Source organism: Bradyrhizobium sp. (assembly GCF_019242285.1).
Lineage (GTDB): Bacteria > Pseudomonadota > Alphaproteobacteria > Rhizobiales > Xanthobacteraceae > Bradyrhizobium.
Window position 1 is genome coordinate 1 of record NZ_JAFAVV010000390.1, and the last position, 9,331, is coordinate 9,331.

Genomic DNA, 9,331 nt, shown 5'->3' on the forward strand with positions numbered 1-9,331 from the left:
GCTGCGGCGCAAGCATAATCTGGTTGCGCCATCTCTGAACGAATTTGTCGGGCTGTCGTTCCAGTATGCCGATTACAGCATGCGCTATGGCCAGACCCAGTCCGGTCCGCCCTCGATCGTCTCGACCGTGAAGATCAACCGCGCCGGCTTCACCGAGATGATGGACACCGAGCACATGTTCCGGAAGTGGTTCGGGATCGCGCGAGAGGAGGGGCTGTTGCCGTGATCTTTCTTCTCCCTCTCCCCGTTCTTGCGGGGAGAGGGAGGCTACTTCGCGAACTTCTCCTCCATCGCCTTGCGTGTCTTGATGGTGTCGTTGGTTGCGTCGAACTCGACGTCGGCCCACGACACGACAGCGCCATGCGCGATGTCGTTCTTCAGCTTGACGCGATGCGCGAGCCCGATCGGCAGCGCACCGGCCTTGAGGCTAGCGGCGGCCGGCATCAGCTTGCCCCACACCGTGTAGCCGCCTTCGCCGTCGAGCATCTCGCCCGCGCGCAAGGCGCGCTTGGCCACCGCTGCGACGTCGCCGCGAAAGCCATAGGGCGCGCCGGTTGGCTCCTTGCGCAACGCCGCGGACAGGATCGAGATGTTCAGCTCAAGCCCGATCAGGTGATAGGGCTTGTACATCGCGGCATAGCGTCCGCTGGCGTCGGTCTTGAGCCCATATTGCTTGAAGCAGTCGGCGGCATAGTCGTTCGGCGCTTCCAGCACGGCATAGACGCCCCAGCGCAGATCGCGGAACACCGGACGGCCGTCGCGCTCCAGCGAGGACACCACCTCGACCACGCCCGATCGCTCCAGCACGCCGCCCTTGTCGTGCGGCCGCATCACATGCGGCAGATCGTCGACGCCGCAGGGCGGAAACAGCAGGCCGTTCGATGGCACGTCGAGCGCGGTTGCGTTGGCGATCGCTGCCATCTCGATGGCCGACTTGGTGCCGTCGAGGAAGGAGTTGAACATCTGCGGATTCATGCCGGCTGACTGCGCCTCGCTCGCGGCCAGGCCGTAATGCTGCCAGACGCCCTCCGGCGTCACATCGTGATAGGCCGGCAGATATTTGGTGCCCTTGCCGGCGGCGACGACGCGAAAGCCGGTGGCGCGGGCCCAGTCGACCAGCTCCGCGGTCAGCGCGGGCTGGTCGCCATAGGCGAGCGAATAGACCACGCCCGCTTTCCGCGCCTCCTCGGCGAGCAGCGGACCTGCCAGCACGTCGGCCTCGACATTGACCATCACGATGTGCTTGCCGGCCGCGATCGCCGCCCGGGCATGGCGGATGCCGACGGCGGGATTGCCGGTCGCCTCCACCACCACGTCGATGTCGCCGTCGATGGCCCTCGCGCCATCGGTGATAAAGCGCGTCGCTGATATCCGTTGCTCGTCCCATCCCACCGTCTTGCAGGCGTCCTTGGCGCGCTGCGGATCAAGGTCGACGATGACGGGCACTTCGAGCCCGGCCACATGCGGCACCTGCGCCAGAAACATCGAGCCGAACTTGCCGGCGCCGATCAGGGCTGTGCGCAGCGGCTTGCCGGCCTTGTGGCGCGCCTGGAGGAGGGAGAACAGGTTCATGAAAGAAACAGCCTGGTCGGATGACGGGTTCACTGTTGCCGCGCGCACCCGCTCACCTCTCCAGCGGGGAGAGGTGCACCGTGCTCGCGGCGCCTTACTCCGCCGCCTGGCGCGGTGCGCGGGCGAGACGGACCAGCGCGTCGTCGGCCACCGTCTCAATCGGCGTGAAGTCGCGATGCGCGATGTAGTCCGGCCGCGTCGGGGTGCGGATGTAGTTGGAAACCGCGTTCAGCGTCAGATAGACGATCTTGCGCGGATATGGCGTGATGTTGCCGGCAGAGCCGTGCACGAGGTTGCCGTGGAACATCAGCATGCCGCCGGCCTTGCCGGTCGGCGCGACGATGCCGCCCTGATCGACCAGCCGCGTCACCGTCTCCTCGTCCAGCGTCCACAGCGGATAGGAGGTGGTCTCGAGATCATGCGAGGCTTTCAGGTCGCCGGCAGTCTGGCTGCGCGGCACCAGCATCAACGGGCCGTTGATCGGCATCACCTCGTCGAGGAAGATCGCGATGTTCATCGCGCGCGGTTCCGGCATGCCGTCGTCGCGCTTCCAGGTGCCGTAGTCCTGATGCCATTGCCAGACGTCGCCGGTGAAGGCCGCCTTGGCATTGATCTTGAACTGGTGCATGTAGACCTTCTCGCCGAAGATCTGTTCGATCGGCTCGATCATGCGCGGGTGCGCGCCGAGCAGGCCGAAGGCTTCGTTGTAGAGATGGGCGGCGAAGGCGGTGCGCGGCGCGCCGCTTTTCTCGCGCCACACCTCCGGGCGGTTGGCGTCGTAGATGTTGACCGCTTCGCGCGCCAGCAGATCGATCTCTTCCTGGTTGAACAATTCGGGCAGCAACAGCCAGCCCTCGCGATGGAACGTTGCGATCTGTTCGGGGGTGAGTTTCATGGGTTTCCTCCTTGCTTCTGTTGGTTGATCCGGCTCGCGACCGGTCACGCCGCCCGGTCGCTTGCCTTCAATCTCTCCTCCGTCTGCCGCCCCGCGCCGAGCGCATGCGCGAGCGCCGCGCGTTCGGCTCCGGGCGCATTGCCCGACAGGATATGCCCGGCGATCGTCTCGTGCTCGCTCCAGGCACTGTCGCGATAGTCGAGCTCCGCCAGCACGGTTGCCATCGAGCGCCGCATATGCGGCCACTGCGGCGCGATCGTCTCCTCGATCGCGGGATTGCCGGCGAGGCGGTAGATCGCCCGGTGGAAATCGACGTCGAAGGTGATCAGCCGTGCCAGGGGCGTGGTGCCGTCCGCGCTGCGGCCGGCGGCGAGCGCGGCCTCGAGCCGTGTTCGTCCGGTGACGTCGATCTTCGCGCGTTGCGCGGCAAGGCGGGCTGCAAGCCCATCGAGCGCACTACGCACCTCATAGAGCTGGCGGATACGCTCCGGATCGAGCTGCGTCACCTCGAAACCGCGGCGGCCACTGTCGGCGAGCAGACCCTGCCGGTAGAGCTGGTGCAGCGCATGCGATACCGGCTGGCGCGAGACGCCGAGTCTTTCCGCGAGCTCGTTCTGGGTGATGCGCTGCCCCGGCAGCAGGGTCCGATCCGTGATCGCCTCGAGAATCCGTGCATAGACCTGCTCGGTCAGATTGGGTGTGGGGTCGAGCGGGATCATGATCGCATCCATTTGAATACGGAATTCCGTATTCAAATCTAGCTTTGCTTCCGGTCGGGGTCAAGCGCCTATTTGGGAGGCAATCGGAGCTTTCAAGCCGCCAGAAATTCCATCACGATCCGGCTGAACGCTTCTGGCGCCTGCTCGAACATCCAGTGCCGGGCGCCTGCAATCATGACGCTCCGGGCTCCGGCGACTTCCGGCGCGAGCGCCCGGGTGACTGCAGGCAGATGGCCTTTGGTGTCGGCGCCGCCGACGAACAGTGTCGGCGTCCGGATCGATTGCGCATCTGCCTTCGAATAGGGCCGGCGGTTCTCGTTGACCTGCCCGAGCAGCGTGAAGACGTTGTCGCGCAATTGCTGCCTCGGCGCGGCGGGGAGGCGCGCCCAGGCTCCGTCGCCATCGATGCCGTCGAAAAAGTTCTGCAGCGCACCGTCGATGTCACCGGCCCTGATCATCTCGGCGGAAATGGCGATGCGCGTCGGTTGCGGGGTGGCGACAGGCGGCGACGGATCCAGCGAGGTGTCGAGCTCGCCGCCGGGCTCGGCCAGCACCAGCTTTCGCAATAGCCCGGGCCGCTGCTGCGCGACACGGAACGCGATGTGCCCGCCGCGCGAATGGCCCATCAGGTCGACCGGCTTCGGCTCGATCTGTTCGATGAAGGCGATGACGTCGTCGACATGCTGCGCCATCTTGTAATCGTCACCGACGCCGTCCCAATGCGCGGGGAAGAAATGCCGCAAGCTCAGCGCGATGACGCGGTGCTTCCGCGACAGCGGCCCGACCACGCCATGCCAGGTGCGGAAATCGCCGAGCGTGCCATGCACGCAGACCAGGGGGTCACCATTTCCTACCTCAAGATAGGCCATATCGTAGCCGTTGACGCGCAGGGTCTGCATGAGGGCTCGCGGAAAGCTGTGGAACTGCCTGTGCAGGATTGCCGGAAACCGGGTGGATCGCAACAATTTCCCAGCCTAGATTCCACCGCAGAACGCAACATGGGGCGATCAACGGAGCCGACCATGACCAGCCAGAATTACGCCCTGTTCGACACCGCAATCGGCATCTGCGGCATCGAGTGGGGACCGCGCGGCATCAACGGCGTGCAGTTGCCGATGGGCGATCGCGACAAGACGGTCGCGCGCATCGGCCAGCGTCATGCCGAGATCGAGGAGGCTGCGCCGACCACAGAGGTCAAGCGCGCGATCGACCGCATCGTCAGCCTGCTCGCGGGCAAGCCCGACGATCTCGCCGACATCGCGCTCGATCTCGACGGCGTGCCTGATTTCAACCGCGGCGTCTACGACATCGCGCGCAAGATCCCGCCGGGCAAGACCATGACCTATGGCGACATCGCCAAGCGGCTCGGCGGCGGCGAGCTGTCACGCGACGTCGGCCAGGCGCTCGGTCGCAACCCGTGCCCGATCGTGGTGCCCTGCCATCGCGTGCTCGCGGCCGGCAACAAGCCCGGCGGCTTCTCCGCGCGCGGCGGCGTCTCGACCAAGCTGAGAATGCTGGCGATCGAGGGCGCGGCGGTCAACCACACGCCGAGCCTGTTTGATTGAGGTGGGGGACGTGCCGCGATGACGGTGCACTCCCTCTCCCCGCGCTCTTGTCCGCCGAAGCCCGCCTTCGGGCGAAGGCGGATGCGGGGAGAGGGTTGGGGTGAGGGGCTGCTTCCACGCAAGCGGTGAGAGTTGGATCCGCGGAGAGTCCCCCTCACCCGGATCGCTACGCGACCCGACCTCTCCCCGCAGGCGGGCCGCAGGCGGGGAGAGATGAACCGAGGTCACGGACTACGCCACCATCTCGCATGAAAAGCCGCCGGCTTTGCGCCTGATCTTGCCCGCCGACGGCGACGGGAAATGCGCTGCGCAGCACAGCGTGTCGGTGTCGCAATAGCGCTCCAGGAAGCCGCGGCGCGTGACCGCCGCCTGCGCCGGATCGACGTCGAATTTCGGCGACAATTCCGGGTGCAGGGTCTGCAGCGGCGAGTGCATCATGTCGCCGAAAAACACGGCGTCATCCTGCTTCTTGCCGAAGGTGAAGGCGACGTGCCCCGGCGTATGGCCGGGGGTGGGCAGGATGCGCGCGTGGTCGCCGATCGAGAAGTCATGGCCGACGATGTCGGCCTGCTTCGCCTCGACGATCGGCAGGACGCTGTCGGCGAAGGGCGGCACCTCCGCCTTGGCGTTCTGCTCGGTCCAGTAGTCGTACTCGCCCCTGGCGAAGACATAACGCGCCTTCGGGAAGGTCGGCACCCAGCGGCCGTTCTCCAGCCGCGTGTTCCAGCCGACGTGATCGACATGCAGATGCGTGCACATCACGAAGTCGATGTCGTTCACGGAGAAGCCGGCGGCACCGAGCGCCTTCATATAGGTGTCGTCGGTCTTCATGTTCCATTTCGGCCGGGTGGGCCGCGGCTTGTGGTTGCCGATGCAGCTGTCGATCAGGATCGTGTGATGCGGCGTCCTCACGATGTAGGACTGGAAGCACAGGATCAGCGTGTCCTGGTCGTCGATCGCGCCCGCGGCGCGCAGCCACGCCCGGTTCTCGGCGAGCAGCTCCGGAGGCAATTGAGGAAACAGCTCCAGCGCCGGCAGGAACGTGGTCTCCTGCTCGATGACGCGATGGATGGCGAGGTCGCCGGCAGTCAGCTTGAGACTCATTGAAACAACTCCACAGGTTACGCCGGCGGTGGGACCGAGATCTTGATGGACGGCCGTTCCAGCATCCGCTGGTGAAACGCGTCGAGCTTCGGATAGGCCTTGCGCCAGCCGCAATCGGCGAAGCGGAAGTCGGCGTAGCCCAGCACGCATACCAGCGTGATCTGCGCGATGTCGAGCTCCGAACGTGACAGCACGTCCGACTGCTCGAAGCGTGCCATGCCGAGCCAGGCGCGGTTCCAGTGGTCGTCGGACCAGGCCTTCCAGCGCAGCGCCTCCGGCCGCGTGATGTTCTCGTAGCGGCAGAGCAGCATGGAATCGAGCATGCCCTGCAACAGCGAGTGGTCGCGCTTGACGTTCCAGCGCAGCGGGCCGGCGGCCGGAATCAGCTTGCCGCCGCCGGCCAGCTCGTCGAGATATTCGACGATGACGTAGGAATCGACGATGACGTCGCCGTCGTCGAGGATCAGCACCGGCAGTTTCTTCAGCGGGTGGATCTTGGAATATTCGTCGTTCGGCGTGCCCGGCGCTACCGTGACCGGGGTGAGATCGATCTTGTCGATCAGCCCGAGCTCGATCGCGGTGATGCGGACCTTGCGGGCGAAGGGAGAGGCGGGGGAGTAGGTGAGTTTCATGGTGTGATGCCCCTGGTGTGAAGGCTCGTCATTCCGGGCCGATGCGACAGCATCGAACCCGGAATCCCGAGAATCCGGGTCTGGCGCTTTCGCACCATTCCGGAATGACAGCGACGGATGGTGAAACGGCTCACGCCGCGACGATCTCCTGCCGCTGCTCGCCGAGCTTCTCGATGCCGAGCGTGACGACGTCCCCGACATTGAGGAATTGCGGCGGCTTCATGCCGAGGCCGACGCCGGGCGGGGTGCCGGTCGTGATGACATCACCGGGCAGCAGCGTCATGAACTGCGAGACGTAGGAGATGCACTTCGCCATCGAGAAGATCATGGTCTTGGTCGTACCGGTCTGGCGGCGCTGGCCGTTGACGTCGAGCCACATCGAGAGGTTCTGCACGTCGGGAATCTCATCCCTGGTGACGAGCCAGGGGCCGAGCGGGCCGAACGTGTCGTGTGACTTGCCCTTGGTCCATTGTCCGAGCCGCTCGGTCTGGAAGTAGCGCTCGGAGACGTCGTTGCAGACGCAGTAGCCGGCCACATGGTTCAGTGCATCGGCCTCCGAGACATATTTGGCGCGGCTGCCGATGATCGCCGCGATTTCGACCTCCCAGTCGAGCTTGGTGGACTCGCGCGGCTTCTCCACCGCATCGTTCGGGCCGGACAGCGCGGTGTTGGCCTTCAGGAAGATGATCGGCTCGGTCGGGATCTGCGCGCCGGTTTCCTTGGCGTGATCGCTGTAATTCAGGCCGATGGCGATGAATTTGGAGATGCCGGTCACCGGCGCGCCCAGCCTTGGATTGCCGCTAACCGCAGGCAGCGAGGCCGGGTCGATCTCGGCGAGCTTCTTCAGCGAGGCTGGCGAATAGGCGTCACCATCGAAATCCCGGATGTGGGCCGACAGGTCGCGCAACTGACCGGACTGGTCGATCAGGCCGGGCTTTTCCTGGCCTTTGGCGCCGTAACGAACGAGCTTCATCTGTTCACCCTTCCTGGTCGGTTTCCTCGGCTTAGGAGTCGTTTTTGGAACAGGGCGTAGGGAAATTCAACCATACCGTCGCTTCCGAATGGCCCCTATGCGATGAATGTGAAGGCATCGCCGGCACGCTTGATATGGCCGGCGTCGTAGTGCCCACCGATCACCAACGTCTCCGTATCGGCAAAGCGGGAAAACAATTCGCGACGCGTTACCGCCGACTGCCGCGGGTCGGAGTCCGCCGTCGACGACCAGTCGAGATGCGCCATCTGGCAGGGATGATGGGCGACATCACCGGTGAGCAGGCCCTGCTCGCCCTCCGAGCGGATCAGGATGCTCATATGGCCCGGGCTATGGCCGGGCGTGGGGATCATGCTGATCTCGTCGGTCAGCCGCGCGTTGCTTGCAATCAGGTCGGCCCTGCTGGCCTCGACGATCGGCTGCACGGAATCGCCGAACACCGCAGCCTTGTCCGGCGCGTCGCTGTGGTCGCGCCAGTGCTCATATTCGGTCTTGCCGAACACATAGCGCGCGTTGGCGAAGGTCGGCACCCAGCGGCCTTCGACCAGCCTGGTGTTCCAGCCGACATGATCGACATGCAGATGCGTGCACAGCACGGTGTCGATCGAGTCGGGCGCGAAGCCCGCTTCCGTCATGGTGTCGAGAAAGGGGTCCTTGCGATCGTTCCAGGTCGGCACGTTGCGGCCCTTCTTGTCGTTGCCAAGCCCGGTGTCGACCACGATGCGCCGGGTCGGCGTCTCCACCACCAGCGAATGGATCGACATTTTCAGCCGGCCTTCCTCGTTGGCGAAATGCGGGATCAGCCACGGCATCTGCTGGATTTCCTCGCGGGTCGCGAGCGGCAGGATGAAGCGGGTCGAGCCTATGGTTTCCAGCTCGACCACCTTCGTGATCCTGACCTTGCCGACCTTCCAGTGCATGCCGTCGTTCCTCCCCGGGCTTTTTGTGGCCGACAAGATGCTGGTTTCCGGCGGCGTGCGCAATGGATCATCCTGACGGATGCCGCGTTGTTGCAGCAGGAAAGAGAGGTTCCGCATGCCCGAACTGACGATTTCACCGGAAAAACTGACCTTTCTGATCGAGCAGGCGCGGGAGTTCGACGTCAAGGAACTGGACGCGGACCCGAACTCCGGCTCGAGCGGCGCCGACGACGAGATGATCGACGTTCTCGACGACAATGGACGCGATCCCGTGGTGCGCGAGCTCACCGGCTTCATCACCGCCCTGAACGAGGACGAGCAGCTCGATCTCGTCGCGTTGATGTGGCTCGGCCGCGGCGATGGCACCATCGATGAATGGGACGAACTGCGCGGCCGCGCCGTCGAGGCCCGCGGCGAATATGACAACCCGCGCTCGGAGACGGCACGCTATCTCCTGGGCGAGCCGATGCTCGGCGACATGTTTGCCGACGGCCTCGACGCCTTCGGTATCGACTGGACGGATGAGCAGACTGCCGCCGATTCCGCCAGCCCGAGCGAGCGGAGCGAGGATCGCCCCGGCCGCGGATGATCCGTCTATCGCGCGCAATCGACGACGACGGTGCCGAGCTTGTCGCCTTTCTCGACCGCGACATGCGCCTGCGCGGTGTCGGATAGTGCATATTGGCCCGCGACGTTGTGTAGGCGCCGATCTGCCGCGAGCCATTTCGTGATGTCCGCCTGCGCGGCCGACAAGAGCGGCCAGGGCAGCGCGAACAGCACGAGCCCCCGCAGATTGACGCATCTCTCCATCAGTTCGCGCATCGGCACCACCGGCGTGCGGTTGCCCTGGGTGGCATAGACGGCAATGGTCGAGTTCATTGCCATCAGCCTGGGCGTGGTCGCGATATTGCCGCCGAAATCGACCTCGACCAC

General features: G+C 65.1%; 10 protein-coding genes and 2 pseudogenes. 3 read left to right on the plus strand and 9 right to left on the minus strand.

Annotated features, from left to right (window positions below; all coding sequences use genetic code 11):
* A pseudogene (locus JOY90_RS15005) lies at positions 1-226 on the plus strand (nucleoside-diphosphate sugar epimerase); the annotation flags it as partial.
* A 41-nt stretch (positions 227-267) separates the two neighbouring features.
* Here JOY90_RS15005 and JOY90_RS15010 read toward each other — a convergent pair.
* The 4 genes from JOY90_RS15010 to JOY90_RS15025 form a co-directional block, all read right to left on the minus strand.
* Positions 268-1,572, minus strand: a complete 1,305-nt coding sequence (locus tag JOY90_RS15010; protein ID WP_291691901.1) for a Gfo/Idh/MocA family oxidoreductase — start codon at positions 1,570-1,572, stop codon at positions 268-270.
* 94 nt (positions 1,573-1,666) lie between these two features.
* A complete protein-coding gene (locus JOY90_RS15015) occupies positions 1,667-2,467 on the minus strand; it encodes a phytanoyl-CoA dioxygenase family protein (protein ID WP_291691902.1) in 801 nt (266 codons plus the stop codon).
* 44 nt (positions 2,468-2,511) lie between these two features.
* Positions 2,512-3,186 (minus strand): GntR family transcriptional regulator, encoded by a 675-nt coding sequence (locus JOY90_RS15020; protein ID WP_291691903.1) that lies wholly within the window; start codon positions 3,184-3,186, stop codon positions 2,512-2,514.
* Between the two features lie 92 nt (positions 3,187-3,278).
* The gene (locus tag JOY90_RS15025; protein ID WP_291691904.1) at positions 3,279-4,085 is read right to left on the minus strand and encodes an alpha/beta hydrolase; all 807 of its coding nucleotides are present in this window, start codon (positions 4,083-4,085) and stop codon (positions 3,279-3,281) included.
* 123 nt (positions 4,086-4,208) lie between these two features.
* Here JOY90_RS15025 and JOY90_RS15030 point away from each other — a divergent pair, with 123 nt between their 5' ends.
* Positions 4,209-4,751: a methylated-DNA--[protein]-cysteine S-methyltransferase gene (locus tag JOY90_RS15030; RefSeq protein WP_291691905.1), complete on the plus strand. Its 543-nt coding sequence runs from the start codon at positions 4,209-4,211 to the stop codon at positions 4,749-4,751.
* 231 nt (positions 4,752-4,982) lie between these two features.
* On the opposite strand, the gene JOY90_RS15035 is transcribed toward JOY90_RS15030, so the two are convergent.
* The 4 genes from JOY90_RS15035 to JOY90_RS15050 form a co-directional block, all read right to left on the minus strand.
* Positions 4,983-5,855 carry an MBL fold metallo-hydrolase gene (locus JOY90_RS15035; protein WP_291691906.1) on the minus strand — a complete coding sequence of 291 codons (873 nt, stop codon included), beginning with the start codon at positions 5,853-5,855 and terminating at the stop codon, positions 4,983-4,985.
* A gap of 17 nt (positions 5,856-5,872) precedes the next feature.
* Entirely contained in the window at positions 5,873-6,487 is a 615-nt protein-coding gene (locus JOY90_RS15040) for a glutathione S-transferase family protein (protein ID WP_291691907.1), read from the minus strand.
* A 130-nt stretch (positions 6,488-6,617) separates the two neighbouring features.
* Positions 6,618-7,460: a fumarylacetoacetate hydrolase family protein gene (locus JOY90_RS15045; RefSeq protein WP_291691908.1), complete on the minus strand. Its 843-nt coding sequence runs from the start codon at positions 7,458-7,460 to the stop codon at positions 6,618-6,620.
* Between the two features lie 95 nt (positions 7,461-7,555).
* Positions 7,556-8,398 (minus strand): MBL fold metallo-hydrolase, encoded by an 843-nt coding sequence (locus tag JOY90_RS15050; protein ID WP_291691910.1) that lies wholly within the window; start codon positions 8,396-8,398, stop codon positions 7,556-7,558.
* 115 nt (positions 8,399-8,513) lie between these two features.
* Between JOY90_RS15050 and JOY90_RS15055 the strand changes: the two genes are divergently transcribed.
* Positions 8,514-8,987, plus strand: a complete 474-nt coding sequence (locus JOY90_RS15055; RefSeq protein WP_291691909.1) for a DUF3775 domain-containing protein — start codon at positions 8,514-8,516, stop codon at positions 8,985-8,987.
* Positions 8,988-8,992: 5 nt separating this feature from the next.
* On the opposite strand, the pseudogene JOY90_RS15060 reads toward JOY90_RS15055, so the two are convergent.
* Positions 8,993-9,331 (minus strand): annotated as a pseudogene (locus tag JOY90_RS15060) (NADPH:quinone reductase); the annotation flags it as partial.